Raw genomic sequence first — 25,425 nt, 5'->3', positions numbered from 1 at the left:
GTTGAGTAGGGCTCGTGGCGCCGGGCGGCCGGTCAGCCGGCGGCCGTGGCAGCCGGCATGGCCGCATCGGCCGCCGCAGCCCCGCGCCGCGGGCGGATGCCCAGCAGATGGCAGGCGGCGATGGTGAGATCGGCCTTGTTCAGCGTATAGAAATGCAGGTCGTGGCAGCCTTCGGCCGCCAGCAGCCGCGCCTGTTCCGCCAGCAGCATCGCCGACACCGCCTGATGCGTGGCCTCGTCATCCTCGGCGCCATCATACAGCCGGATCATCCAGTCCGGAATGCCGGCACCGCAGGCCGCCGAAAACCGCCGGATCTGGGCAAAGCCCAGCACCGGCATCAATCCGGCCAGGATCGGCCGGGTGATGCCCGCCGCCGCCGCCCGGTCGCGGAACCGCAGATACACCGCCGGATCGAAGAAATACTGAGTGATCGCGCGGGTGGCGCCGGCATCCAGCTTGGCCTTCAGATTGTCCAGATCGGCATCGGGGTTCAGTGCGTGGGGATGAACCTCGGGATAGGCCGCGACGCTGATCTCGAACCCGCCGCGGGCAGCCAAGGCCCGCACCAGATCGACCGCGAAGGCGAAGCCTTCAGGATGCGGCACATAGGCACCGCCGCCCTGGGGCGGATCGCCGCGCAGCGCCACGATATGGTTGATGCCGGCCGCTTCATAGGCATCGGCCACCGCCATCACGTCGCGCTTTGCCGCATCGACACAGGTCAGATGAGCGGCAGCATCCAGACCGAATTCGTCGCGCATCCGCACCACGGTGTCATGGGTCTTGTCGCGGGTGGAGCCGCCGGCGCCATAGGTCACCGACACGAAATCGGGCGCATAGGCCGCCAGCCGTTCCACCGTTTCCCACAGCCGCGCCTCTCCTTGTGCCCCGCGCGGCGGAAAGAACTCGAACGAGACCCCAAGCTCCGGCACCGGTGCCGGCTGGTCCCAGAGTGCCGCCGGCACGAATCCGCGCCTGTCGCTGGTCACCGTCATCACACCCTCTCCCCAATGATCTCGATCCGGCCCCGGTTCGTGGTCCGGGTGCTTCTGTTCGCGATATCGTCTCGTCTCAGGCGCCGACATGGCCGACGGCCGGCCGGGTGGCCGGCCACAACACCACGGTCAACGGATCGCCCGGCAGCCGTTCCGGCGGCAATGGCACCAGCCCAGCGCCGATCAGCCAGTCCTGCACCTCGGCATCTGAAAATCCCAGCCGGCGATGGGCATGATCCCGTCGCAGGTCTTCAAGGGTATGGGCCGCGAAATCGACCAGCACCATCACGCCCCCCGGCCGCAACACTCGCGCCGCCTCGGCCAGCGCATGTCCCGGATCGTCCAGATAATGCAGCACCTGATGCACGATCACGGCGTCGAAGGCGGCATCGGCGACCGGCAGTTGGTTCAGATCGCCCAGCCGCACCTGGCAATGATCCAGCCGCGACGCCGCCAGTTGCTCGCGCGCCACCGCCAGCATTTCCCGCGAGCGGTCGACGCCCAGGCCGAATTCCACCAGCGGCCCCAGAAGATCGAGCACGCGGCCGGTGCCGGTGCCGATATCCAGCAGGCTGCGGGGCGCGAAGCCGCCGATCAGGGTCTTCAACGCCGCCTCGACCTGCGCTTCCGGAACGTGCAGCGACCGTATCCGGCGCCATTCGGCGGCATTGGCGCGAAAATAGGCTTCGGCCTGACGCGCGCGATCTTCCTTCACCCGCTTCAGACGGCCGGCATCCACAGCCAGCGCGGCATCGTCACGCGGCAGCAGCTCCACCAGGCGGCGGGCGAGCCCGGCGGCGGCCCCTTCGCGTGCCAGGCGATAGAACACCCAGGCGCCTTCCGGAATCCGGTCGAGCAGCCCCGCCTCACACATCAGCTTCAGATGGCGCGAGACGCGTGGCTGGCTCTGGCCCAGAATCTGGGTCAGTTCTGTCACCGTCAGCTCGCCATGGGCCAGAAGCGCCAGCAGCCTGAGACGTGTCGGCTCGGCCGCGGCCTTCAGCCCGTCGAGCAGCGTATCCATGGCCGCGACACCGACCATGTCTCCCCTGCCCGACCGTGTCTCACCGGCCACCATGCCCATCATACCGTCACATTCCCCCTGGAAGACATAAACATATCTTTATATCTTTTGGCAGCCTGTTGCAAGCCGGCAGCGCGGCGCAGCCGCCATCCCCCGGGCCATGGGGGCCAAGCGGCTTTTCCGTGGTCTGGAACAACCGATTATGATAGGTCATCGTGTCCCTTGTATTTTCCAGGGGATGAATGCGCGCGGCACCAGGGGCGGGCCGTGGAACGGAGGACAGCAGCGTATGGCCGCAGACGCAAGCCGGGCGGAGTTTGAACCCTTGGTCACTGAAACCGGTGTATCTGTCCGAAATGCGGCGCCTGTCGGCACGTCGGCACGGAGTGGCCGAACAGTCCGGCGGGCAGGCATCGCCGTCGCGGCGGCCCTGATGCTGCAGGCCTGCGCCACGGCCGGTGGCGATGCGCCGGTGGCGACCACGGGCCCCGCCGCCCAGCCGGTTGAGCTGTCGGACCCGCTGGAGCCCTTGAACCGGGCGATGTTTTCGGCCAATACCTTCCTCGACGGGCTGATCATAAAGCCAGTCGCCCTGCTCTATCGCCAAATGGTGCCGCCCCCGATCCGCACCGTCATCGGCAATTTCCTGGTCAACCTGTCTCTGCCGCTGGTGTTCATCAACGATGTGGCGCAGGGCGAGCCCCAGCGCGCCGCCGACACCGCCGGCCGTTTCATGCTGAACAGCATCGCCGGCGTCGGCGGCCTGATCGACGTCGCCACCGATGCCGGCGTGCCACCAGCGCATGACGAGGACTTCGACCAGACCTTCGCGGTCTGGGGCATCGGCCCCGGTCCTTACATCGTTCTGCCGATTCTGGGTCCCTCGACCCTGCGGCACACGGTCGGCCGTGGTGCCAGTTCCTTTGCCGATCCGGTCAGCTATGCCGTCGACGACAGCGATGTCATGCTGGGTCTGGCCATCGCCAACGGCATCGTCGCCCGCGAAGGCGCGATCGAGGCGCTCGACGATCTGCAGCGCAATTCGGTCGATTTCTATGCGGCGGTGCGCAGCGCCTATTGGCAGCGGCGCCTGAACCTGATCGCCAACGGCAAAACGACCAGTGGCCGCCAGAATGACGACGTCTTCCGGCTGGACCTCGACGCGGAGTGATCCGCGGACCATATAGAAGAACGCGCACCTCGTTCGGGCGTGTGGCCATCCATGCGGTGGCCCATGCCACCACACCGGGAGAGTCATCACGATGACCATCCGCCTTCGCAGGCTCGCCGTTGCGCTCGCCCTTGGCGCAGCCATACCGGTCCTGCCTGTCATCGGGTCGACGGCCATCACCGCCGCCTCGGCACAAGCGAACCCCGAAGCGGCATCGGCTGCCATCGAGGCGTTCGGCAACAACGCGATCGCGGCGCTGTCCGAGCCGGGCCTGTCGGCCGAGCGGCGGACCGAGCGCTTCCGCGCCCTGTTCCACGACGGCTTCGATTTCGACTGGATCTCGCGCTTCGTGCTGGGACGCCACTGGCGCGCGGCCGATGAAAGCCAGCGCGCGGCGTTCCGCGACGCCTTCGATGCCTATGTCGTCTCGACCTATTCCAGCCGGTTTTCCGACTATGTCGCCGGCACCTACAGCGAACAACTGGCCCAGTCCGGACAGTCCAAGGCCTTCACCACCACGGGTGCCAGATCTGACAGCAATGACGATCGCATGGCCGTGGTTTCGGGCCGCATGTGGCGCCCCGACGGGCCACCGGTGCCGCTGGACTTCCGCGTCCGGGTCGATGGTCCCACCCCTAAGATCATCGATATCGCCATCGAGGGCGTGAGCATGGCCATCACCCAGCGCTCGGAATTCTCGTCGGTGATCGAACGCTCGGGCATCAACGGGCTGGTCACCGAGCTGAACCGCCGGACGGAGCAGGCCACCGCCCGCAATTCCTGACCGCGGCACCGCCCGACACGCCATCCCACGATCCGAAAAGCCGGCCATTCCCGAGGGAGCGGCCGGCTTTTTTTACGCCATGATACGGACCTGAGCTGCGCTGATCCGAGTGTCACCGGGACTGAGCATCGTCGCCGTCAAGCGTTGTCCATGGCCTGACGCACAGCCGGCATCAGATCGTTGTTATCCTCGATACGCAGCATCCGGATGTCGCGAACCGACGCCGAGAACCATGGGTAGCGGCGCGACAGTTCCATCACCGCCAGAACGAAGGTCACCGGATCGACCTGCGCATTGCCGAAATACACGCTGCCCTGCTGTCGCATAAATCCCTTGGTGATCAGAAATTTGCCGATATCGCTATAGGCGTTCTGCCATGAGGGTGCGTGATAGAGGGTCTTCAGGACATCCGTGTCGAGATCGAATGCGATCGCATGCACAGCCGGTCTCCGCCCGTCGCTGTTGTGGCCGATGCCCACCTCTGCCAGCCGGGCACCGCCAACGATCGCAGAATTCGCGTCATACGTCATCTTCCCGATCCATCTTCGCGCATGAAAATCGCCCCTATCTCGATCAAGAGATAGGGGCGGCCGCATACAGTCTGCAAGGTCAAGGTCGACCGATCGGATCAGCCGCGGGTCAGCGGCTTGTACTTGATCTGGTGCGGCTCGACGGCGGCGTCGCCCAGGCGGCGGCGCTTGTCGATTTCATAGGCCTCGAAATTGCCCTCGAACCATTCGACATGGCTGTCGCCCTCGAAGGCCAGGATATGGCTGGCGATGCGGTCGAGGAACCAGCGATCATGGCTGATGACGATGGCCGAGCCGCCGAAGTCGAGCAGCGCGTCTTCCAGCGCCCGCAGGGTATCGACGTCCAGGTCGTTGGTCGGCTCGTCGAGCAGGATCAGATTGCCGCCCGACTTCAGGGTCCGGGCCAGATGCACGCGGTTGCGCTCACCACCCGACAGTTGGCCGACCTTCTTCTGCTGGTCGGAGCCCTTGAAGTTGAACGCGCCGCAATAGGCCCGGCTCTTCACCGTGCGCTTGCCGAGCACGATGTCCTCATGGCCGCCGGAGATTTCCTCCCAGACGGTCTTGTTGGGGTCGAGCGCGTCGCGGCTCTGATCGACATAGGCGAGCTTGACCGTCTCGCCCACACGGAAGCTGCCGGTGTCCGGCGCCTCGGCGCCGGTGATCATCTTGAACAGCGTCGACTTGCCGGCACCGTTCGGGCCGATCACACCCACCAGCGCGCCGGGCGGGATGCGGAAGTTCAGGTCGTCGATCAGCAGCCGCTCACCGAAGCCCTTCGAGACGTGCTCCGCCTCGACCACCACATTGCCAAGGCGCGGTCCGGCCGGGATGACGATCTGCGCCGCATCGGTGACGCGCTCGCGATCCTGTTCCAGCAGCCGCTCATAGGCGGCGAGACGGGCCTTCGACTTGGTGCGCCGGGCCGACGGCGACGACCGCACCCATTCCAGCTCCTGCTTGAGGGTCTTCTGGCGGGAGCTTTCCTCCTTCTCTTCCTGGGCGAGCCGCTTCGACTTGTGCTCAAGCCAGGCCGAGTAATTGCCTTCGAACGGCAGCGCGCGGCCGCGATCCAGCTCCAGAATCCAGCCGGCGACGTTGTCGAGGAAGTAACGATCATGGGTGACCGCCACCACGGTGCCCGGATAATCGTGCAGGAACCGCTCCAGCCACGCGACCGATTCCGCGTCCAGATGGTTGGTCGGCTCGTCGAGCAGCAGCATGTCGGGCTTCGACAGCAGCAACTGGCACAGGGCCACGCGGCGACGCTCGCCACCCGACAGCGTGGTCACATCGCTCTCGGCCGGCGGGCAGCGCAGCGCATCCATGGCGATCTCGACCGTCCGGTCGATGTCCCAGCCATTGACCGCCTCGATCTTTTCCTGAAGCTCGGACTGCTCGTTGATCAGCGCGTCCATCTCGTCAGGGTCTTCGATCTCGGCGAATTTCGCGCTGACCGCCTCGAACTTGTCCAGCAGATCCTTGACCGACCGGACGCCGTCCATGATGTTTTCCAGCACCGACTTCGAGGCGTCGAGCTGCGGCTCCTGCGACAGCAGGCCGACCTTCAGCCCCTCGGCCGCCCAGGCCTCGCCGGTATAATCGGTGTCCTGCCCCGCCATGATCTTCAGCAGGGTGGACTTGCCCGAGCCGTTCACGCCGAGCACGCCGATCTTGGCGCCCGGCAGGAACGAGAGGGTCACATCCTTCACGACCTGACGGCCGCCGGGATAGGCCTTGTTCAGGCCGCGCATCATATAGACGTACTGATAGGAAGCCATCTGCCACCCCGATCGAGCCCTTGTGCCGGCCGAAGCCGGCCCATGGGCAAAAAACACCATCCGGACTGCCCGCCGCTGACGGGCCCGGTTCGGTCCCGGTTGTACCGCATGCGCCAGACGGCTTCAACGCCGACCGGGGCCATACGGGGCGGCAATGGCCTGTCGTGGACGAAACAGAGCCGACCCGATGCGCATCAGCCCCGCGTGGCGCTGAGTGTCTTCACCTGATAGGCCCGCACCGTCCGCCGGTCCGGCTCTGGCGCTGTCAGCGGCTCGGCACGCCGAAGCTCGCCGGCCAGGGCACGGCGGCGCAGATCGTCATAGCTGAGCGCGCCTTCACGGATCCAGCCCATCTCGGCCTCGCCCACCGCGCGCAGCGGCTTGGCCGGCACGCCCGCCACCATGGTGCGGTCCGCGACCTTCATGCCCGCTTTCACGAACGACATGGCGGCAACCACCGCGTAGTCGCCGATCTCGGCATCGTCCATCACCACGGCGTTCATGCCGACCAGGCTGTTGGCGCCCAGCTTGCAGCCATGGAGAACCGCGCCATGACCGACCGCCGCCATCTCGCCCACCACCACCTCGCCATCGGGGTAGGTGTGGACCACGACGTTGTCCTGCAGGTTGGCGCCGCGCCGCACGGTGATCCGGCCGCTGTCGCCGCGCAGCGAGGCGCCCGGGCCGATATAGACGTCAGGACCTATGATCACGTCGCCGATCAGCACCGCGGTGTCATGAACATAGGCGGTGGGATCAACCACCGGCACCACGTCGTCGAAGGCATAGATGAAGGCCATGGCAAGCGTTTCCTCGTCATCAACGGTCATCGGCCCCGGTCGTTGGGGAAGGCGGCGCCTGGGGCTCGGAAGGTGGCGCCGATCATAGCGCGGAAGAGGCGAGAACGGGTATCGATCAGCCGCATCCTGTCTGCATAAAATTTGCCCTCTTGTATAAAGTGATTATTTTTTATGCATATAATTGCCTAAAGCATGCAATGAGTATGCAAAATATCCTGCCGCATTGCATGCTTCTGTTCAAAAAATTCTATATATAACAATGAATTACATACAAGTTCACAGCTTGGCGCGGTTTGTGCAAAAGGAATCCCGCGGAGATGGCCGGGCTGTGCGGGACAGCGTCGGGCACGCGATATCTGGGGGACGCCATGCACCGTCGAGACTTTTTGAAATCGGCTTCCGTCGCGGCGCTGGCCGCCGGCGCCAGCATCACCCTGCCGGGCTTGTGGGGCGCAGCCCGGGCGCAGGGTCGCAGCAATACCCTGCTGATCGTCTCGGAAAGCGGACCGAACAATCTGGATATCCACGGCGTCGGCACCAATGTGCCGGGCTATGAGGCGTCGTGGAACTGCTATGACCGGCTGCTCGGCCATCAGATGAAGACGCTGCCCAACGGCACGCCCTATTACGACCGCAACAGCTATCGCATGGAACTGGCGGAGAGCTTCACGGTCAACGACACCAGCGCCACCTTCACGCTGCGCAGGGATGCCACGTTCCACGACGGCGCGCCGGTCACCGCCCATGACGTGAAATGGTCGTTCGATCGCGCGGTGTCGGTGGGTGGCTTCCCGACCTTTCAGATGTCGGCCGGCAGCCTGCGCAAGCCCGAGCAGTTCGTGGTGATCGACGATCACACCATCCGGGTCGATTTCATCGCTCCGGACCGGCTGACCATTCCCGATCTGGCGGTGGTGGTGCCGGCGATCTTCAATTCGAAACTGGTGCTGAAGCACGCCACCGCCGCCGATCCCTGGGGGCTGGACTACACCAAGCAGAACACCGCCGGCAGCGGCGCCTATAAGGTGGAGCGCTGGACACCGGGCACAGAGGTGGTCTATCGGCGCAATGACGACTGGAAGGGCGGCCCCCTGCCCGCGATCGAGCGGATCATCTGGCGGATCGTGCCCGATGCCGGCAACCGCCGGGCGCTGCTGGAACGCGGCGACGCCGACATCTCGTATGACCTGCCGAACAAGGATTTCGTGGCGCTGCGCGATGCCGGCAAGCTGACCATCGTCTCGACGCCCTATTCCAACGGCATCCAGTATATCGGCATGAACGTGACCGTGCCGCCCTTCGACAACCCGCTGGTCCGCAAGGCGGTCGCCTGCGCCATTCCGTATCAGAAGATCATCGATGCGGTGATGTTCGGCCTGGCCAGACCGATGTTCGGCGCCCCCGCCGATGCGCCGACCGAGGTCGCCTGGCCGCAGCCGCACAAATACACCACCGATATGGCCCGCGCGAAGGCGCTGCTGACCGAGGCCGGCTTCCCCGAGGGCTTCGAGACGACGCTGTCGTTCGATCTGGGTTTCGCGGCAGTGAACGAGCCGATCTGCGTTCTGGTTCAGGAAAGTCTGGCACAGATCGGCATCCGCACCACGATCAACAAAATCCCCGGCGCCAACTGGCGCACGGAATTGTCGAAGAAGCAGATGCCGCTCTACACCAATGTATTTTCGGGCTGGCTCGACTATCCGGAGTACTTCTTCTACTGGTGCTATCATGGCCAGAACGCCCTGTTCAACACCATGAGCTATCAGTCGCCCGCAATGGATGCGCTGATCGATGCCGCCCGCACCGCCGCCGCGACCGGCGACACCGCCACCTATGACGCCAGCGTCAGGGGCTTCGTCGATCTCGCCTTTGAAGACATGCCGCGCATCCCGCTCTATCAGCCTTATGTGAACGTGGCGATGCAGCGCAACGTCAGCGGCTATGAGTACTGGTTCCACCGCCGGCTGGACTATCGCACGCTGGTCAAGGGCGCCTGACCCCGCAAACACCCCCCCCGCAAGCACCGGCCCCGCAAGCACCGCCCCCGCATCCTTCCCCCGCTCCTCTCTCTCCCCCCGCGAGACGCCGCCTTCGGGAGACCGCGCATGCTGCGCCATGTCGGACGTCGCCTTGCCACCGCCCTGCCCAGCCTGATCGGGGTGATCATCACCGCCTTCCTGCTCACCCGCGTGCTGCCGGGCGATCCGGCGGCCTATTTCGCCGGCCCCGCCGCCACAGAACAGGCGATCGCCGAGATCCGCACACAGCTTGGCCTGGACCGGCCGGTTCACGAGCAGTTCATCGCCTATGTCGACGATCTGGCGCATGGCGATCTCGGCACCTCGCTGACCACCGGCCAGCCGGTGACCCGCGATATCATCGCCCGCCTGCCGGCCTCGGCCGAACTGACCCTGACCGGGCTGCTGGCCGCGGTGCTGATCGCGGTGCCGCTGGGCATCGCCGCCGCGGTCCGCCAGGGATCATGGATCGACCATCTGAGCCGGATCCTCGCCACATCGGGGGTATCGCTGCCGGTGTTCTTCACCGGGCTGCTGCTGGTCTATGTGTTCTATTACCAGACCGGCATCGCGCCCGCGCCGCTGGGGCGGCTGGACATCTTCTTCTCCCCGCCACCACAGGTCACCGGCTTCTATCTGATCGACAGCCTGATCGCCGGCGATATCGAAACCTTCCGCTCGGCCGCGGCCCAGATCTTCCTGCCGGCCGCCACGCTCGCGATCTTCTCGCTGGCGCCGATCACCCGCATGACCCGCGCCTCGATGCTGTCGGTGCTGGCCTCGGATTTCGTGCGCACCGCCCGCGCCAACGGCCTCAGCACCTGGCGGGTGATCGTGGTCTATGCCTTCCGCAATGCCATGCTGCCGGTGATCACCACGCTTGGCATGGTGTTCTCGTTCCTGCTGGGGGCGAATGTGCTGGTGGAAAAGGTCTTCGCCTGGCCCGGTATCGGCTCCTATGCGGTCGAGGCGCTGATCGCCTCGGATTTCGCGCCGGTTCAGGGCTTCGTGCTGGCGATGGCGGCCTTGTATGTGCTGCTCAACCTGCTGATCGACCTTGCCTATGGCGTGATCGATCCCCGCGTCCAGATGGAGGGCTGACCGATGGCCGAAATCGCAGGCCCGCCGGCCCTGCCGGCGCGCAACGGATCACTCGTCGCCCATGCCCGCCATGTCTTCACCGACAACCCGGTCACCGGCATCGCCTTCCTGATGTTCGTGGCCCTGGTGCTGGTCGCGATCTTCGGGCCATGGCTGGTGCCCCATGATCCGCTGGCCAGCGACACCGCCGCGGCACTCAGCCCGCCCAGCGCCACCCACTGGTTCGGCACCGACCAGCTCGGCCGCGACATCTTCTCACGCGTCGTGGTGGCAACCCGGCTGGATCTGGCGATCGCGATCGCCTCGGTGGCGCTGGTCTTCGCGGCGGGTGGGCTCGCCGGGGTCGCGGCCGGCTATTTCGGCGGCTGGATCGACATCGTGGTCGGCCGCATCGGCGACACGATCATGGCCTTCCCGCTGTTCGTGCTGGCCATGGGCATCGTTGCAGCACTCGGCAACACCATCACCAACATCGTCATCGCCACCGCGATCATCAATTTCCCGCTCTATGCAAGGGTGGCGCGGTCCGAAGCCAATATCCGCCGCAATGCCGGCTTCGTGCAGGCGGCACGGCTGTCGGGCAACAGCGAGGCGCGGATCGTGCTGGGCCAGATTCTGCCCAATATCATGCCGATCATGATGGTGCAGATGTCGCTGACCATGGGCTACGCCATCCTGAACGCGGCCGGGCTGTCGTTCATCGGGCTGGGGGTGCGGCCGCCCACGGCCGAATGGGGCATCATGGTCGCGGAAGGCGCCTCGTTCATCGTGTCGGGTGAATGGTGGATCGCGCTGTTTCCGGGGCTTGCCCTGATGCTGGCGGTGTTCTGCTTCAATCTTCTGGGCGACGGTCTGCGCGACCTGATCGACCCGCAGCGCCGCACCTGACGGGGGATGGCTGTCATGACCGCAGACACAATCACGACCACGACCACCGGCCAGCCCGCCATCGCCGCCACCCAGAACCAGAACCCGCCCCTGCTCGACATCCGCGGGTTGACGGTGGAATTCGCCACCCGCAACGGCACCGTCCAGGCCGTGACGTCGATCGACATCAGCGTCGCCAGGGGCGAGACCATCGGCATCGTCGGCGAAAGCGGCTCCGGCAAATCGGTCACCTCTTATGCGGTGATGCGCATCCTGGACCGCGCCGGGCGGATCGCCGACGGCGCGGTCAGCTTCGGCGGCATCGACCTGCGCGCGGCGCCGGAATCCGTGGTCCGCGAACTGCGCGGACGCGAGATGTCGATGATCTTCCAGAACCCGCGCGCGGCGCTGAACCCGATCCGGCCGATCGGCCGGCAGATCGAAGACGTTCTGCTGGAACATCTTCAGGCCGATCGCGGCAACGCGCGCGCCCGGGCCATCGATGCCCTGCGCAAGGTGCGCATCGGCGATCCGGAGCGGCGCTATCACGCCTATCCGTTCGAATTGTCGGGCGGCATGTGCCAGCGGGTGGTGATCGCCATGGCCATCGCCTGCCAGCCGCAATTACTGATCGCCGACGAGCCCACCACCGGGCTGGACGTCACCACCCAGAAGACGGTGATGGACCTGATCGTCGACCTGACCCGGGAACGCGGCATGTCGACCATCCTGATCACCCATGATCTGGGCCTTGCCGCCGCCTATTGCGACCGGGTGGTGGTGATGGAGAAGGGCCGGGTGGTGGAAACCGCCAGCGCGGCCACGATCTTCTCAGAACCCACCCACCCCTACACCCGCAAGCTGATGCGGGCGACGCCACGGCCCGGCGGCAGCTTGCGGGCCCTGCTGCCCGAAGGGAGCGGCAAAGCCGATGAGGCCATGCCCGGCAATCCGCCGTCTGGCGGTGATCTGATGGTGGTGCGCGATCTGGTGAAGGCCTATCCGCGCAAGGGCGGGTCTTCGGACATGGTGCGCCGGCTGTTGCGACGCGACACTGTCCCGCAAGACGCCAGCCCGTTCCGGGCGGTCGACGGCATCTCGTTCACGGTCGGGCGCGGCGAGACGCTGGGGCTGGTGGGGGAAAGCGGCTGCGGCAAATCCACCACCTCGATGATGATCACCCGGCTCGCCGACATCACATCGGGCAGCATCATCTTCGACGGCACCGACATCGGCGCCATTCCCGCGACCCGCTTCGCCCGCATGGATCTGCGCCGCCGCATCCAGATGGTGTTCCAGGATCCGACCGACAGCCTCAACCCCCGCTATACGGCGGCGCGCGCGATCATGGACCCGCTGCTCCGGCTGGGCCCGCCGCAGCCGGCCGCGGCATTGCGGGCGCGCTGCGCCGAACTCGCCGATCTGGTCGGCCTGCCGGTGCATCTGCTCGACCGCTTTCCCCACCAGCTTTCAGGCGGTCAGAAGGCGCGGGTCGGCATTGCGCGGGCGATCGCGCTCAACCCCGATCTGGTCATTCTGGATGAACCGACCGCGGCGCTCGACGTTTCGGTGCAGGCCGTGGTGCTCAATCTGTTGCAAGATCTCAAACAGCGGCTGAGCATGAGCTATATCTTCGTCAGCCACGACCTGAACGTGGTACGGCTGCTGTGCGACCGGGTGATCGTGATGCGCGGCGGCCGGATCGTCGAACAGGGGCCGACAGATACGGTGCTGAACACCCCGACCAGCGACTATACCCGCGACCTGCTGTCTGCCATTCCCCATCCGCCACTCTGATATCCGACGCCGCCCCCGCATCGCCACAACCGCCCACTGGACCGACATGACCGATCCTCTTGCGTTCGCAGCCCCGGCCCCCAAACGCCCCTTGCCCCGCACCCGCACCGAGGCCCTGCGCCAGCAACTCGCCGACGAGATCGTCTCCGGCGCGCTGGAGCCCGGCACGCCGCTGGACGAGAACGAGCTGGCCCGGCGGTTCGGCGTCTCGCGCACCCCCGTGCGCGAGGCCATCCGGCAGCTTGCGGCATCGGGGCTGGTGATGTCGCGGGCGCATCGCGGCGCGGTGGTCGCCCTGCCCACCCCGCGCGAGCTCGACGACATGTTTCGCGCCATGGCCGAGCTGGAGGCGCTGTGCGCCGGCCTCTGTGCCGTCGAGATGACGCCTGAGGACCGGCGGCAGTTGCAGGCCCTTCATGAGCGCATGGGCCAGATGATGCGCGACGGCCTGCGCGACCAGTATGCCGCCGCCAACGATGTCTTCCATGGGCTGATCTATACCGGCACCGGCAACAGCTATCTGGCCGAGATGGCGCTGGCGACCCGGGTGCGGGTCTCTCCCTTCCGCCGCGCGCAGTTCCGCGCCCGCGGCCGCCTGGCCCAATCGAACCGCGAGCATGAAGCGGTGGTGCAGGCGATCATGCGCGGCGACCGCCAGACCGCGACCGAGGTGATGCGCGACCATATCATGATCGTGAAGGATGCCTATGCCAGCGTGTCGCTGCGCGACTGACGCCGCAATCGCGTCCAATACGGTAGGCCCGGACGGTGCCATGATGCGGCGAAAGCCAGGCGTGGAGAGGTGGCGGCGATGGCGAAACACGATCCGCGCAATCAGGCGATCTATCGCACCGACCGGCAGATCGCCGGTGTGGGCCTGCTGACCGCCGCCTTCAGCACCCTGGTCTTCGCGCCCCATGTCCACGAGGAACTGGTGATCGCGATCACCGAGCAGGGCGCCGGGCGCTGCGTCACCCGCGGGGTTTCGGCGGTCGGCACGCCGCAGACGGTGATGGTGTTCAATCCCGGCGAGCCACATGAAGGCGGCGTTGCCGGCGCTCAGGGCTGGCATTATCGCAGCCTGTATGTCGGCGCCGGGCTGCTGGAGCCTGCCCGCGACCGGCTGTTCGGCCGCCGCATCACCCTGCCCTATTTCCGCGACAGCGTGGTTTCCGACCCGGATCTGGCGGCGCTGGTGGTGCGGGCCCATCAGGCGCTGGAACTGCGCGAGGCCAGGCTGATCCGCGAGACGCTGTTGCTGGGCGCGCTGGCCGGACTGTTCGGCCGCCATGGCAATCCGGCGCCGCCGCAGAGCCGGCCGGGACGCGAGCGGCGACCGATACGGAAGGTGGTATCCCTGATGCGCGATGCGCCCGCCCATGACTGGTCGCTGGCGGAGCTTGCAGACACGGCCGGGATGAGCCCGTTCCATTTCTGTCGGGCCTTCCGCAGGGAAACCGGCCTGACACCGCATCTGTATCTGACCCAGATCCGCCTGAACCTGGCCCGCGACGCGCTGGCGCGCGGTGCAGGCCTCGCGGATGCCGCCCTCGCCGCCGGATTTTACGATCAGAGCCATCTGACCCGCCATTTCAAGCGCAGCTATGGCATCACCCCCGGCCGCTATGTCGCGGGCCTTGGCTGAGCAATGCCAGGATCCTCCAATACGACCGGCACCGGCCGGCATCATGCTCGGCACAAGATCCCGCAGCCGGAGACCGCCGTTCATGTCAATCCCATCCGCGTCGACACCAACTGAAATGCCCGTCATCCTGATCTCGGGCGCCACCTCGGGCATCGGCCGCGCCACCGCCCTCGCCTTCGCGCGCCAGGGCGCACGGTTGATGCTGGGCGGCCGCGATGCCGAGCGTGGGCAGTCGGTGCTTCATGCCTGCCAGGACGCGGGCGCCGAGGCCGCATTCGTCGCGGGGGATCTGGCCGCGCCCGGGGCTGCCGGCAGGCTGGTCGACGCCGCGATCGACCGCTTCGGCCGCCTCGACATCGCCTTCAACAATGCCGCGATCCAGGAACCGCGCGCCCTGCTCGCCGACCAGCCCGCAGAGATGGTGGCCCGGGTGGTGGCGACCAACCTGCTTGGTCTGGTCGAGGCGATGCAGGCGCAGATCCGGGCCATGCTGCCCCGGGGCGGTGTCATCATCAACAACGCCTCGGCCAGCGGCGTGCGCAATGCCTATCCGGGGGTGGCGGTCTATTCGGCGTCCAAGGCGGCGGTGATCTCGCTGACGCGCTCGGCGGCGATGGAATACGGGCCGCTGGGCATCCGGATCAACGCGATCTCGCCCGGACGGGTGGAGACGCCGATGCTGATGGGGCCGATCATGAGGGGATCAGGCGTCGCCGATGCCGCGACCATCGCCGCCGGCCTGCCGCTGCGCCGGCTGGGCCAGCCGCACGAGGTTGCAGCCGCGGTGCTGTGGCTGGCCTCGGATGCCGCCGGGTTCGTGGCCGGCCATAACCTGTGTGTCGATGGTGGCTTTCTGGCGCAATAGAGGGGCTGGCAGGCAGTGATCAGCCGCTCAGCCGTGCCGCCAGCGCCGACCAGACCGGCTCCGCCAGATGGTCGGTTTCCATCAGGATCTCATGGAAGGCGCCGGGGGCGATGATCACCTCGGCCGATGGCAACTGCCCGGCCAGCCACAGATGCGCGCGGTTGTCGACCACGCGTTCGGCGCCGGCCGACATGATCGTGACCGGCAGCCGGATGTCGCGGCCACGCGCCGCCACCGCCCGACGGGCGGCGGTGATCGATCGGAAGGCCGCAGCCAGCCAGCCCCAGCTTGTCCCGCCCAGATGCAGGGACGGATCGGCCGCGATCAAGGCGCGCTCGCGGGCCCAGCGCGCCGGGTCGTGGGTGAGGATATTGCCCTGGAAACGCCCGTTGCCGGCGCGGTCCGGCCCCTGCCCGGCGGCGAAGCGTTCCGACAGGCCGCGGCGGCACATGATCCGCGCCAGCGCCGGCACCATGGTGCCCATCGGCGGCACCATCCGGATGCCGATCATCGGCGCGGTCATGATCAGCCGGTCGGGCGCGATCACCGCCGCCGGCCCGCCGGCACCACCTGCCGACGCCCGCTCCACCACCCAGCGCAAGCCCAGATGTCCGCCCATGGAATGGCCAAGCACCGCCAGCGGCCGCGGCAGGCTGGCGCCCGGCCCGGCCATCACCGCGTCCAGATCATCCAGATAGCGGTCGAAATCGTCGACATGGCCGATGGTCGGGTCGGCCAGCATCCGGCCCGACCGGCCCTGACCGCGCCAGTCGATCGCCAGGACATCGCGCCCCATGGCGGTCAGGCGGCCGGCCACCTCGGCATATTTCTCGACGAACTCGCCCCGGCCCTGAAGCAGCAGCACACTGCCGGTCTGCGTCCGACCCGGTGCGGCGTGCCACAGCGCATGGCGGATCGCGATGCCGTCGGGGCCGAGGACAGTGCCTGTCACGTCGGGTGCCGGCCCCGGCGGCGCCGGCGGCACCCCGGCAGTTTCCATGGCGGCGCGTGCGGCCACGGCCGCGTCGAAGCTGGTCATGATGGTCCGGTCGCTCCCGGCTGGATCACAGGGCACCCGAAGGGCGGCAAGGCCGGCATCAGGCCGTCACCGAACTGCGCATCACCCAGACCATGGCATCGATGCGCTTCAGGGCGGTTTTCAGCAGACCCCGGCGATGCGGGTCCAGCCCCGAGACCACCACAGATGTCTCAGGCACCTTGCCGGCCTTGATCCGCGCCACCTGGGCATCCAGCATCAGCGCCATCACCAGAGCATGCGCCTCGTCGATCTGGCGGGCATCGGTGGGGTTCAGCAGACCGGCCTGCCCCAGCGCCGCCAGCCTTTCGGCCGTGCCGGTCAGGGCGATGCCCTGGCGCAAGGCCAGCGCGCGGGCCGCCAGGGTCAGCGGCAGCAGGCCATGGCGCTTCAGGTCCAGCTTGCCGCGGCCATCGGTGCGGATATCGCCGAACAGCCCGATCGGGGCATGCATGTCGTCGAGGTCGCGGGTCATCGCGTGCAGGAAATGGGGAGCGTGCCGGGCATGGTTCAACGCGAAGGCCTTCAGGTCGACGCCGAGCACCTTGTCGCCGAACACCGGCATCATGTCGAAGAAGATATCGGCATTCAGCATGTTGTCGCCTTCGGGATGCGCGATCCAGTCGCGCACCCGGTCGCGCCAGTCCTCGGCCGCATGCCGCCAGGCTGCGTTCGATGCCATCACGCCGCCCTGGCAGAACGGAATGCCGGCATCGTTCAGCAGCCGGCACATCCGGCGGCCCAGTTCGGCGAACCATGGGTCGTCGCTTTCGCGGCCGGCATGGATCAGCGCATTGTCCTGGTCCGGCACCAGCAGGGCTTCGCCCCGCCCCGCCGATCCCAGCACCAGCACGGTATAGGCGGCCGGCGCCGGCCCCGCGCCATCGGCCAGCATCGACGCCTCGGCGATGCCGGCGGCCCGCGCGGTCAGATCCCGGGTCACGGCGCTGATCACCGCCGCGATCGCGCGGGCATCGACCGCCTGATCCAGCAGACTGCCGGCCAGCGGCGCCAGATCGGCCCGCACCGACGCAAGCCCGGCGGCATCTTCGGCTGCGGCGGCGCGATCGCCCATCGCCAGCGCGTCACCGGCCCGCAAGCGCAGCAGCGACCGGCGGGTGATCATGCCCACCGCCCGGCCCATCTGGTCGACCACCACCAGATGGCGGATGCGAAACCGGCGCATGCGGCCGATCGCGACATACACGAAGGCCCCTTCCTCGATGGTCTGCACCGGCCGGCTCATCAGCGCGGCGGCATCGGCATCGGCGGCAGCAGCACCGTCGCGGGCCATGGCGCGCACCAGATCGCGTTCCGTCAGAATGCCTTCCGGCCGGCCCAGCACATCGGTTGCGACCAGCGCCGACACGCCGGCATCGGCCATCACCGCCGCGGCCGCGCGAAGGCTGATCGCCGGCGCCGCCGTCACCAGCGGCCGGTTGGCGACATCGCCCGCCCGATGGCGATACGGATAGCTGTCGAGCCGGAACAAGGCTTCAGCTTGCGAGGGCTCCATCGGCCGCAGGCTCCCTTCTGGTCGCGATCGGGGCGCCGAGCGCCGTCAAATCCTCAAGGCGCCATGCGCCGTCAGATCGATTGTCCCGACAGATCATTTCACGCCCGCGGGCGCGATGCCACCCATGGCCGCACCCATCTTGACGCAGAGCCTACCAGCCGGCCCGGCGCTGGGCTGTGATCACCGCCACCGCACCCGCGGCAAAATCGCGGGCATCGCCCAGAGTGATCACCCCGCGTTCCGCCAGCCGGGGCACCAGAGCCGCGAAAACCCGCCCCGCCAGCAGGGCATCGCCCAGCGCCGTGTGACGGCCGGACACGGCGATCCCCAGCCGCTCGGCGATATGTTCAAGGTCCAGCATCGCCTGATCGGGTTCAAGCCGGGCGTATAATGCCAGCGTGTCCAGGGCGGCGTGGTCACCATCCGGCCAGGGGCGCGCAGCCCCGCCCAGCCGTTCGGCCTCGGCCTTCAGGATCGCCAGATCGAAACCGATATTGTGGCCGATCAGCACCGTGCCCGCGGCCAGATGCCGCAGGCGTTCCAGCGCGACAGCCGGTGGCGGCGCGCCGGCGATCATGGCGGCGTCGATGCCATGAATGCGGGTGGCTGAGGCCGGTATCGCCACCCCCGGATCGACCAGCATGTCCAGCGCCGCAGCCACGAACAACCGCCCGCCGACCAGGCGCACCGCCCCCAGCGACAGCATGCGGTCCGCCGCCACGTTCAGCCCTGTGGTTTCAAGATCCAGCGACAGGCCGGGCAACTGGTCCAGCGGCGTGGCATCGGCGGCCGGTGGCAGGTCGGGTGGCAGATCGTGCAGGGCCAGTGCCATCGGCATCGGCGCCGCCGGCACGGTCGCCACGACGGCCGAACGCATCCGGTCGGGCTCGGCCACCAGAACCCAGCCGCCGCCGACCGATGCGGCGCGCAGGCCGATCATCCGGCCATCGACATGATGAACCGGCCCTGAGGCGACCGTCCGCGACACGGCCGCCGCCAGCAGCGGATCCAGGCTTTCACGGGCGAGTGCGGCATAGACCGAGGTGCCCGCGGCCACGGCATCCGCGCCCAGAAGATCCAGCGCCATCGGGTTCGCGAGCGTCACCAGCCCGGTGGGCGACAGGCCCAGCACCGGCACCGGCAGGGCCGCGACCAGGGCCGCCAGCCGGTGATCGCCACGCCCGCTTGCCGCCCGCGCCCGCTCGGCCAGCGCGCGGGCCAGCCCCAGCAGCCGGGCATCGTGGCCGGGATCGTCGTCACCGGCAAAATCCGGCAGCGGCAGCGTGTTGTCGTCGACCGCCCTCAGCGCCTGGGCCAGATCGCCGCGCAGCCGCGCATCCCCGACCCGCCGGCGCCGGACGACCGCGGCCGCAAGCGAAAGCCCGCCCACTGCCAGGGCGGTGCCGCCCATCAACAGCGCCGGCGCTGCATCGGCCAGCAGTGCCGCCACCACCAGCAGGGCCAACCCGGCCAGAATGGCGGCAGCACCAAGGGTCAGCGCCAGGCGCCCGTCATCGCGCACGGGCCTGCGTATATCCATCGCCATCGCCTTCAGGTCGCTGGCCGCCGCTGCCGACCCGTTCAGGCCGCCACCTGCGCCTGAGAGACGAGATCGCGGGCGATGGCCGGCCAGTCGAGCTGGATATCGCCCTTGGCCAGCGCCCCCATGGCATGGAAGCAGACACCGTTCACGATCATCTCGCGCTCATGCGCACGCAGGCTGGTGTGGATGGGCAGGCAATCGAAGACCCGGGCGCCGCCCACCGCGAACACCCGCGCCGGCGGCACTGGTGCCGCCAGCCGCGCCTGGGCCAGACGATCGGCCAGCACCGCCGTCTCGGCCGCGAAACCGTCGGGCCGGTCGGTGAAATAGGGCGCCGCCGCAAGCGATGTGGCGAATCCATCAACCAGCGGTGCATCGAGCGCCGCCGCATCGTCGACATGTGACCGAAGCCGCGCCTGGGCGACAACGGCCATGTCGGCGCGCACGGCGGCGAAGGCCTCCCACCGCGCCCGTTCCATCATCACCTTGAAGCCCTCTTCGCGGAACAGACTGTGACGCAGCGGCCCGGCCTTGATCTCGCAATAGCCGATGGTCATCCGCTGCCCCACAAAGGCCGCATGGGCTTCAAGGAACCTGTCCAGAGCCGCACGGTCGCGGCCACGTGGCTTCTCGCGCCAAAGGCGCATCATCCGCTGAATCATGGGCGTTCCTGCCATCCCCGGTGTCTCATATTGCGCAAGTCGCTGATCTGCGCTCATAATCTTCTTTGTTGACAAGATTAGCAGTTTCGACGGGAAATCTGTAGAAGATCATTATCCGCGCAGCGGTTGAGGGAGCCGCTGAACGGATTGTACCGGATCACCTGCCGGATCCGGACATGTCGCGTCGGCAGGGTGCGACATATCGCCGCGTGCGAATATGTCGCACAACAAGTGCCGCCGGTTCCAGAGCCGGCTCAGAAGGCACACAGCGACACATCAATGCATTTGGGGGAGAGACATGTCCGACACCAAAGTCCTGACGCCCCAGAAGGCGCAGGAATACTGGCAGAGAACCAAGAACCTCATGTGGGTGGTGCTTGTCATCTGGTTCCTGTCCGGCTTCGTGGTCCACGCGTTTGCGCCAGCTCTGAATCAGATCCGGATCCTGGGCTTTCCGCTGGGCTTCTACATGGCGGCCCAAGGGTCACTGATCATCTTCGTATGGTTGATCTTCTGGTACGTCAATCGCCAGAACCGGATCGACGACGAATTCGGCGTGTCCGAAGACTGAACCCAAGGGGACACGACCAATGGCAACCAAGGGCGACTTCACCCAGAACCTGGGCAAGGTCTACGGCATCTATACCGGCGGCTTCATCGGCTTCACGATCATCCTGGCGATCCTGGAGCAGATGGGGGTGCCCGACCGGATCATCGGCTATGCCTTCGTCGCGGTAACGATCGGCGTCTATGCGATGATCGGCATCCTGAGCCGGACGGTTCAGGTCTCGGAATATTATGTGGCGGGCCGGCGCGTGCCGGCGCTGTACAACGGCATGGCGACCGCCGCCGACTGGATGAGTGCCGCGTCCTTCATCGGCATGGCCGGCACGCTCTATGCATCCGGCTATAACGGGCTCGCCTTCGTGCTGGGGTGGACCGGCGGCTATGTGCTGGTGGCGGTGCTGCTGGCGCCTTACCTGCGCAAATTCGGCCAGTTCACGGTGCCCGACTTCCTCGGCACCCGCTATGACGGTCATACGCCACGGCTGATCGGCATCGTGGTGCTGATGATGTGCTCGTTCACCTATGTGGTGGCACAGGTCACCGGCGCCGGCATCATCGCGTCGCGCTTCCTGGCGATCCCGTTCGAGATCGGCATCTTCGTGGGCCTGCTCGGCATCCTGGTGTGCTCGATGCTGGGTGGCATGCGGGCGGTGACCTGGACCCAGGTGGCGCAGTACATCATCCTGATCATCGCCTATCTGATCCCGATCGTGCTGATGTCGGCGCAGTTGACCGGGGTGCCGATCCCGCAGTTGATGTACGGCTATGCGCTGCAGGATATCGAACAGATCGAGCCCAGCCTGGGCGTCACGGTCGGCCATGTCACGGCCTTCGCGCGTGATGGCGACATGCTGAACTTCTTCAGCCTGGTGCTGTGCCTGATGGTCGGCACCGCGGCATTGCCGCATGTGCTGATGCGGTTCTTCACCACGCCCAGCGTGCGTGAGGCACGGTCATCGGTGGGCTGGAGCCTGCTGTTCATCTTCCTGCTCTATTTCAGCGCGCCGGCCTATGCCGCCTTCGCCAAGCTGGAGGTCTACACCAACGTCATCGGCCAGCCCATCGCCAGCCTGCCGGAATGGGTGAGCATCTGGTCCGAGATCGGCCTGCTTTCCATCAAGGATCTCAATGGCGACGGCCTGCTTCAACTGGCCGAATTCACCATCAACAACGACGCCATCGTGCTGGCCACGCCGGAAATCGCCGGTCTGCCCTATGTCATCGCCGGCCTGGTCTCGGCAGGTGGCCTGGCCGCGGCGCTGTCGACCGCCGACGGCCTGCTGCTCGCCATCGCCAATGCGCTCAGTCACGACGTCTACTATAAGATGATCGATCCCAAGGCGAGTTCGTCGCGCCGGCTGATCGTGGCACGGGTTCTGCTGGTCGTGGTGGCAGGGTTCGCGGCCTATGTCGCCTCGTTCAAGCCCGCAGGCATCCTGTCGATGGTGGCCTGGGCATTCTCCATTGCCGCGTCCGGCCTGTTCCCGGCCCTGGTGATGGGGGTGTGGTGGAAACGCACCACCAAGGTGGGTGCCTGCGCCGGCATGCTTGCCGGCCTGGGCGTCTGCCTGCTCTATCTTGCCGGCACCCAGTGGTACGGTATGGGGCTGTGGTTCGGGGTGAAGAACATCTCGGCCGGATTGTTCGGCATTCCGGTGGGCTTTGCCGTAACCTACGTCGTCAGCCTCATGACCCGCGAGCCCTCGCAGGACATGCAGGATTTCGTCGAATTCGTCCGCGTTCCCAGCGCCAGGCTGGCGGAAAGCAACCCTTATGCGCAGGGCCTGAAGGCCTGAGCCGACATCCGCGCGCCGGCGGCGCCAGGGCATCGCGCCCTGGCGCCGTCGGCATGTCCGGGCTTGCCTGGCGGCGGCTGCAATGACACCGTCGGGCTTCGGTGCGCCGGCACGCGCAACCAAAGAGGGGAGACAGACACTCCGCCATGCAGTTCGATCCGTTCTTCTGGAATCACTGGTATTTCCATATTCCCAACTACATTCTGTCGCTGCTGGTCTATACGCTGATCGGACGGGCGCTGCTGTCGGCGTTCGTGCAGCCCGACAATCCCAACTATATCTGGCGATTTTTCTGCCGGATCACCGACCCGGTGCTGAAGATCACCAATCCACTGACCCCGCGCTTCGTGGTCAGCGGGCTGCGGCCGATCGTGGCGGCCGGCTATCTGTGGATCCTGCGGCTGATATTCTGGCTCATCATGTACAATCTGGGCCTGGCGCCCCGGCTTGCAGACCAGATGGGCTGACACCGCCCCCAGTCTTGCAGACGATCGCGGAACCATCGACACCGACCACAATTTTGGCACTGGCAGGCAGAACGGGGCCGCGCCATCTTTAATGGGCGCCCGGGCGTCCCGGGCGTTCATCGCACCCCTTATATATCTTCCTGTCCGCGCCCCGGTTCGTGTGCCGGCCGGCATCGGCCCGTGATGCCTGCCCGTCGTGTTGTCCCGTCTGCCGCAAAGCGTCTTGCGATATGCCGATCGACCTTCTGGAACAAGCCGCCACCGTTTCGGTGCGCCGCGCCTGCGCGTTTTCTCTCCTCGCCATCTGGGTGATCATGATGGCGCTGGTCTACGACCCGTTGATGAGCCTGAGATCGGGGGCGATCCTGGTGACGATGGTGGGGGCGATCCTCACCCTCAAGGCCTATCGCGCGCCGCATCAGGACCACCGCCGCACCGAGGTCTGGCACGCCGTCAAGGCGGATCTGAAGCTGCCCGCCGAGCAGGCCCGGCAGTTGATCAACAGCACGTTGCAGCGGATCTATTTCGACCATGCGACCGTTTTCGGCGGCGTGGCGCTGGTCATGTGGGGCGTGGTGATCTGCGTCGGGGTGATTGCCACGCTCTGAACGCTGGTCGGCTCTGAACGCTGTTCGGCGCGTGCCGCCGCTCAGGCCGGCACGCCATCCACGCCGATGCCCATAACCCGGCCATCGGTCTCGCGCAGCCGCGCGCCCCAGGCGCCAGCCATATGGATCACCCGGCGCGGGCGCAGCCGCCACAGCCGTTCGGCGCCCGGGTGACGGCGCAGTTCCGGCCCCTGCCAGATGATCTCGACATCCCCCGACAGGCTCAACAGGTCACCGGTCAGGAAATCCGGCACCAGAATCCCGGCGGCGGGACGCAGCACCATGTTGCCGAGCGTGTTGAAATAGCGGTTGCCGGCATAATCGGGCACGGTGACGGCACCGTCGGCCTCCACCACCGCAAAGCCCCGCGGGCCGCCGCGATGCGACACATCCACGCCCGCCGCACGGCCGCTGGCGCGGCTGTCGGCGGCGCTGGCGACGAACAGGGTGTCGGCGGCGGCGATCATCTCCCGTGCCGCCGGGCTCAGCCGGTCGGCCACGGCCACCGGCGGGGTCTGCGTCATGCCACCCCGCCCCGGCGCTGCCACACGCGGCCTGATGAAACGCGGGCAATTGCCGAAACACTGATCGACCAGGATATCGATGCACAGCGCCGTCGGATCGATGGCAGCCGGCGCAGCCCCCTCGGCTTCCATCTCGGCCGGGCTGCGCACCCGCAGCACGCGACCGTTCAGCCGGTTGCGCCGCCGGGTTTCCGGCACGATGCCCAGCAGCCCCAGCGCCGCGCCCGGCACCAGATGATCCGCCAGCGGGTCGCCCGCGGGGATGGTCGCTGTGATGCTCAACACCCGCGGGTCCGGCGCCTGGATAAACCCCGCCGGCCCGGCCAGCAGCGACGCCCAGGGCAGCCCGCCGGCATCGACCGATCCAACCAGCACGAAAGGCAGCGCCATGAAGAACAGGCGATGCTGGTCCGGCATATGATCGCGCAGCACCTGCGGACCGATGGCGGCCATCCGCGCGCCCAGCCCGTACAGATCCTGCACGGCCCGCTCGCCGGCATGAAAACCGGCGCCGTCATCGGCGATGACGCCCCCCTCCGTCTCAGGGGATGGCGACGGCGATGACGGATCCTGTTCCGACCGCTCGGACATGCCCACGCTCCTTGATCCCGACTGTCCGCATGATAGCACCGCCTCGCCGCTTATATACCCCTGCGGCGAGACGACAGAGCCCTGAAGCGCGCCCGAGCGCGGGCCATGCGCGGCACGCCACGTCCGCCTCGAAATGACCCAACACGAGATGCGACGGACCAAAAGCGGTCACGTTAATGCCCGCACCAATCGAATATGAGAGGTGATAGATTTCTCTTGTCGCAGCACAGTGAAGACCGGCTCTGGCAACAGAGTTTCGATTTTCGCACCCACGGATCATCGGCCGGATATTTCCGGACAACCACTCTGAATGGGCAAGTCGACAGACGGTGACATGAATATCGGGCGGCGTATCCTGCCCGCGACCAGTGCGACCTGGTAGATCAGGATGGATGCACATGGCACACCGTTCCCGACACGCCCCAGAAACAAGGAGAGTTACGTCATGGGCAGTCTTCTTCATTGGGCAATCGTCTTCCTTATCGTGGCGCTGGTTGCCGCCCTGCTTGGCTTTGGCGGCGTTGCCGGCACCGCGATGGCGGGGGCCAAGATTCTGTTCTGGGTTGCGATCGTGATCTTTGTGATCGCCCTGGTTGCCGGGCTGCTGCGACGGGGCCGGTAGTCGCTCAGTCACCCCCTGAATGCCCCCGACAATCCGAACGGGCGGCCGGATCATCCGGCCGCCCGTTCGGCGTTTCAGATGCCGGCCATCGGCCGCACATATTTTGTTCCGTGTC

24 protein-coding genes are annotated in these 25,425 nt (G+C 66.9%); 14 read left to right on the top strand and 10 right to left on the bottom strand.

What is annotated here, in order from left to right; translation table 11 throughout:
- Positions 1-32: 32 nt before the first annotated feature.
- Entirely contained in the window at positions 33-995 is a 963-nt protein-coding gene (gene metF, locus WG924_RS17330; RefSeq protein ID WP_345934355.1) for a methylenetetrahydrofolate reductase [NAD(P)H], read from the bottom strand.
- Between the two features lie 76 nt (positions 996-1,071).
- On the bottom strand, positions 1,072-2,037 hold the full coding sequence (locus WG924_RS17325) for an ArsR/SmtB family transcription factor (protein ID WP_345934354.1): 966 nt from the start codon (positions 2,035-2,037) through the stop codon (positions 1,072-1,074).
- A gap of 415 nt (positions 2,038-2,452) precedes the next feature.
- Here WG924_RS17325 and WG924_RS17320 point away from each other — a divergent pair, with 415 nt between their 5' ends.
- Positions 2,453-3,190: an MlaA family lipoprotein gene (locus WG924_RS17320; protein ID WP_345934353.1), complete on the top strand. Its 738-nt coding sequence runs from the start codon at positions 2,453-2,455 to the stop codon at positions 3,188-3,190.
- Positions 3,191-3,281: 91 nt separating this feature from the next.
- Complete coding sequence (locus WG924_RS17315; protein ID WP_345934352.1) at positions 3,282-3,974, top strand: MlaC/ttg2D family ABC transporter substrate-binding protein; 693 nt, start codon at positions 3,282-3,284, stop codon at positions 3,972-3,974.
- 137 nt (positions 3,975-4,111) lie between these two features.
- Here the strand turns inward: WG924_RS17315 and WG924_RS17310 are convergent, their stop codons facing one another.
- From WG924_RS17310 to WG924_RS17300, 3 genes are all read right to left on the bottom strand, one after another.
- Entirely contained in the window at positions 4,112-4,504 is a 393-nt protein-coding gene (locus WG924_RS17310; RefSeq protein WP_345934351.1) for a virulence factor, read from the bottom strand.
- A gap of 98 nt (positions 4,505-4,602) precedes the next feature.
- Positions 4,603-6,285 carry an energy-dependent translational throttle protein EttA gene (ettA, locus tag WG924_RS17305; RefSeq protein ID WP_345934350.1) on the bottom strand — a complete coding sequence of 561 codons (1,683 nt, stop codon included), beginning with the start codon at positions 6,283-6,285 and terminating at the stop codon, positions 4,603-4,605.
- A gap of 194 nt (positions 6,286-6,479) precedes the next feature.
- A complete protein-coding gene (locus WG924_RS17300; protein WP_345934349.1) occupies positions 6,480-7,115 on the bottom strand; it encodes a gamma carbonic anhydrase family protein in 636 nt (211 codons plus the stop codon).
- A 338-nt stretch (positions 7,116-7,453) separates the two neighbouring features.
- On the opposite strand from WG924_RS17300, the gene WG924_RS17295 reads away from it, so the two are divergent.
- The 7 genes from WG924_RS17295 (at position 7,454) to WG924_RS17265 (ending at position 15,378) form a co-directional block, all read left to right on the top strand.
- On the top strand, positions 7,454-9,082 hold the full coding sequence (locus WG924_RS17295; RefSeq protein ID WP_345934348.1) for an ABC transporter substrate-binding protein: 1,629 nt from the start codon (positions 7,454-7,456) through the stop codon (positions 9,080-9,082).
- Positions 9,083-9,190: 108 nt separating this feature from the next.
- The gene (locus tag WG924_RS17290) at positions 9,191-10,204 is read left to right on the top strand and encodes an ABC transporter permease (RefSeq protein WP_345934347.1); all 1,014 of its coding nucleotides are present in this window, start codon (positions 9,191-9,193) and stop codon (positions 10,202-10,204) included.
- Between the two features lie 3 nt (positions 10,205-10,207).
- On the top strand, positions 10,208-11,092 hold the full coding sequence (locus WG924_RS17285; protein WP_345934346.1) for an ABC transporter permease: 885 nt from the start codon (positions 10,208-10,210) through the stop codon (positions 11,090-11,092).
- Positions 11,093-11,107: 15 nt separating this feature from the next.
- Positions 11,108-12,868, top strand: coding sequence for a dipeptide ABC transporter ATP-binding protein (locus tag WG924_RS17280; protein WP_345934345.1), 1,761 nt, complete (start codon positions 11,108-11,110; stop codon positions 12,866-12,868).
- A 46-nt stretch (positions 12,869-12,914) separates the two neighbouring features.
- A complete protein-coding gene (locus tag WG924_RS17275) occupies positions 12,915-13,601 on the top strand; it encodes a GntR family transcriptional regulator (protein ID WP_345934344.1) in 687 nt (228 codons plus the stop codon).
- 78 nt (positions 13,602-13,679) lie between these two features.
- Positions 13,680-14,513 carry an AraC family transcriptional regulator gene (locus WG924_RS17270; RefSeq protein ID WP_345934343.1) on the top strand — a complete coding sequence of 278 codons (834 nt, stop codon included), beginning with the start codon at positions 13,680-13,682 and terminating at the stop codon, positions 14,511-14,513.
- Between the two features lie 82 nt (positions 14,514-14,595).
- Positions 14,596-15,378 (top strand): SDR family NAD(P)-dependent oxidoreductase, encoded by a 783-nt coding sequence (locus WG924_RS17265; protein ID WP_345934342.1) that lies wholly within the window; start codon positions 14,596-14,598, stop codon positions 15,376-15,378.
- A gap of 19 nt (positions 15,379-15,397) precedes the next feature.
- Here WG924_RS17265 and WG924_RS17260 read toward each other — a convergent pair whose 3' ends face one another.
- From WG924_RS17260 to WG924_RS17245, 4 genes are all read right to left on the bottom strand, one after another.
- Positions 15,398-16,417: an alpha/beta fold hydrolase gene (locus WG924_RS17260; RefSeq protein ID WP_345934341.1), complete on the bottom strand. Its 1,020-nt coding sequence runs from the start codon at positions 16,415-16,417 to the stop codon at positions 15,398-15,400.
- A 58-nt stretch (positions 16,418-16,475) separates the two neighbouring features.
- On the bottom strand, positions 16,476-17,930 hold the full coding sequence (locus WG924_RS17255) for a DUF294 nucleotidyltransferase-like domain-containing protein (RefSeq protein WP_345934340.1): 1,455 nt from the start codon (positions 17,928-17,930) through the stop codon (positions 16,476-16,478).
- A 151-nt stretch (positions 17,931-18,081) separates the two neighbouring features.
- Positions 18,082-19,470: an exonuclease domain-containing protein gene (locus WG924_RS17250; protein WP_345934339.1), complete on the bottom strand. Its 1,389-nt coding sequence runs from the start codon at positions 19,468-19,470 to the stop codon at positions 18,082-18,084.
- 41 nt (positions 19,471-19,511) lie between these two features.
- On the bottom strand, positions 19,512-20,123 hold the full coding sequence (locus WG924_RS17245; RefSeq protein ID WP_345934338.1) for a hypothetical protein: 612 nt from the start codon (positions 20,121-20,123) through the stop codon (positions 19,512-19,514).
- Between the two features lie 310 nt (positions 20,124-20,433).
- On the opposite strand from WG924_RS17245, the gene WG924_RS17240 reads away from it, so the two are divergent.
- From WG924_RS17240 to WG924_RS17225, 4 genes are all read left to right on the top strand, one after another.
- Positions 20,434-20,706: a DUF4212 domain-containing protein gene (locus WG924_RS17240; RefSeq protein WP_345934337.1), complete on the top strand. Its 273-nt coding sequence runs from the start codon at positions 20,434-20,436 to the stop codon at positions 20,704-20,706.
- 19 nt (positions 20,707-20,725) lie between these two features.
- Positions 20,726-22,498, top strand: coding sequence for a sodium:solute symporter family protein (locus WG924_RS17235; protein WP_345934336.1), 1,773 nt, complete (start codon positions 20,726-20,728; stop codon positions 22,496-22,498).
- A gap of 146 nt (positions 22,499-22,644) precedes the next feature.
- Positions 22,645-22,965 (top strand): YggT family protein, encoded by a 321-nt coding sequence (locus WG924_RS17230; RefSeq protein ID WP_188574092.1) that lies wholly within the window; start codon positions 22,645-22,647, stop codon positions 22,963-22,965.
- Positions 22,966-23,195: 230 nt separating this feature from the next.
- Positions 23,196-23,573, top strand: a complete 378-nt coding sequence (locus WG924_RS17225) for a hypothetical protein (protein ID WP_229707725.1) — start codon at positions 23,196-23,198, stop codon at positions 23,571-23,573.
- Positions 23,574-23,614: 41 nt separating this feature from the next.
- Here WG924_RS17225 and WG924_RS17220 read toward each other — a convergent pair whose 3' ends face one another.
- Positions 23,615-24,688: a pyridoxamine 5'-phosphate oxidase family protein gene (locus WG924_RS17220; protein ID WP_345934335.1), complete on the bottom strand. Its 1,074-nt coding sequence runs from the start codon at positions 24,686-24,688 to the stop codon at positions 23,615-23,617.
- A gap of 445 nt (positions 24,689-25,133) precedes the next feature.
- Here WG924_RS17220 and WG924_RS17215 point away from each other — a divergent pair, with 445 nt between their 5' ends.
- Positions 25,134-25,310, top strand: coding sequence for a DUF1328 domain-containing protein (locus WG924_RS17215; RefSeq protein WP_345934334.1), 177 nt, complete (start codon positions 25,134-25,136; stop codon positions 25,308-25,310).
- Positions 25,311-25,425 lie beyond the last annotated feature (115 nt).

The organism is Tistrella arctica (assembly GCF_039630945.1).
In the GTDB taxonomy this organism is placed as follows: Bacteria; Pseudomonadota; Alphaproteobacteria; order Tistrellales; family Tistrellaceae; genus Tistrella; species Tistrella bauzanensis.
This window is presented reverse-complemented; position numbering and strand designations above follow the sequence as displayed.

Coding starts and splice junctions, on each gene's coding strand:
- metF (WP_345934355.1), bottom strand. CDS start 995: ATGACGGTGACCAGCGACAGGCGCGGATTCGTGCCGGCGGCACTCTGG.
- WG924_RS17325 (WP_345934354.1), bottom strand. CDS start 2,037: ATGGTCGGTGTCGCGGCCATGGATACGCTGCTCGACGGGCTGAAGGCC.
- WG924_RS17320 (WP_345934353.1), top strand. CDS start 2,453: ATGCTGCAGGCCTGCGCCACGGCCGGTGGCGATGCGCCGGTGGCGACC.
- WG924_RS17315 (WP_345934352.1), top strand. CDS start 3,282: ATGACCATCCGCCTTCGCAGGCTCGCCGTTGCGCTCGCCCTTGGCGCA.
- WG924_RS17310 (WP_345934351.1), bottom strand. CDS start 4,504: ATGACGTATGACGCGAATTCTGCGATCGTTGGCGGTGCCCGGCTGGCA.
- ettA (WP_345934350.1), bottom strand. CDS start 6,285: ATGGCTTCCTATCAGTACGTCTATATGATGCGCGGCCTGAACAAGGCC.
- WG924_RS17300 (WP_345934349.1), bottom strand. CDS start 7,115: ATGACCGTTGATGACGAGGAAACGCTTGCCATGGCCTTCATCTATGCC.
- WG924_RS17295 (WP_345934348.1), top strand. CDS start 7,454: ATGCACCGTCGAGACTTTTTGAAATCGGCTTCCGTCGCGGCGCTGGCC.
- WG924_RS17290 (WP_345934347.1), top strand. CDS start 9,191: ATGCTGCGCCATGTCGGACGTCGCCTTGCCACCGCCCTGCCCAGCCTG.
- WG924_RS17285 (WP_345934346.1), top strand. CDS start 10,208: ATGGCCGAAATCGCAGGCCCGCCGGCCCTGCCGGCGCGCAACGGATCA.
- WG924_RS17280 (WP_345934345.1), top strand. CDS start 11,108: ATGACCGCAGACACAATCACGACCACGACCACCGGCCAGCCCGCCATC.
- WG924_RS17275 (WP_345934344.1), top strand. CDS start 12,915: ATGACCGATCCTCTTGCGTTCGCAGCCCCGGCCCCCAAACGCCCCTTG.
- WG924_RS17270 (WP_345934343.1), top strand. CDS start 13,680: ATGGCGAAACACGATCCGCGCAATCAGGCGATCTATCGCACCGACCGG.
- WG924_RS17265 (WP_345934342.1), top strand. CDS start 14,596: ATGTCAATCCCATCCGCGTCGACACCAACTGAAATGCCCGTCATCCTG.
- WG924_RS17260 (WP_345934341.1), bottom strand. CDS start 16,417: ATGACCAGCTTCGACGCGGCCGTGGCCGCACGCGCCGCCATGGAAACT.
- WG924_RS17255 (WP_345934340.1), bottom strand. CDS start 17,930: ATGGAGCCCTCGCAAGCTGAAGCCTTGTTCCGGCTCGACAGCTATCCG.
- WG924_RS17250 (WP_345934339.1), bottom strand. CDS start 19,470: ATGGATATACGCAGGCCCGTGCGCGATGACGGGCGCCTGGCGCTGACC.
- WG924_RS17245 (WP_345934338.1), bottom strand. CDS start 20,123: ATGATGCGCCTTTGGCGCGAGAAGCCACGTGGCCGCGACCGTGCGGCT.
- WG924_RS17240 (WP_345934337.1), top strand. CDS start 20,434: ATGTCCGACACCAAAGTCCTGACGCCCCAGAAGGCGCAGGAATACTGG.
- WG924_RS17235 (WP_345934336.1), top strand. CDS start 20,726: ATGGCAACCAAGGGCGACTTCACCCAGAACCTGGGCAAGGTCTACGGC.
- WG924_RS17230 (WP_188574092.1), top strand. CDS start 22,645: ATGCAGTTCGATCCGTTCTTCTGGAATCACTGGTATTTCCATATTCCC.
- WG924_RS17225 (WP_229707725.1), top strand. CDS start 23,196: ATGCCGATCGACCTTCTGGAACAAGCCGCCACCGTTTCGGTGCGCCGC.
- WG924_RS17220 (WP_345934335.1), bottom strand. CDS start 24,688: ATGTCCGAGCGGTCGGAACAGGATCCGTCATCGCCGTCGCCATCCCCT.
- WG924_RS17215 (WP_345934334.1), top strand. CDS start 25,134: ATGGGCAGTCTTCTTCATTGGGCAATCGTCTTCCTTATCGTGGCGCTG.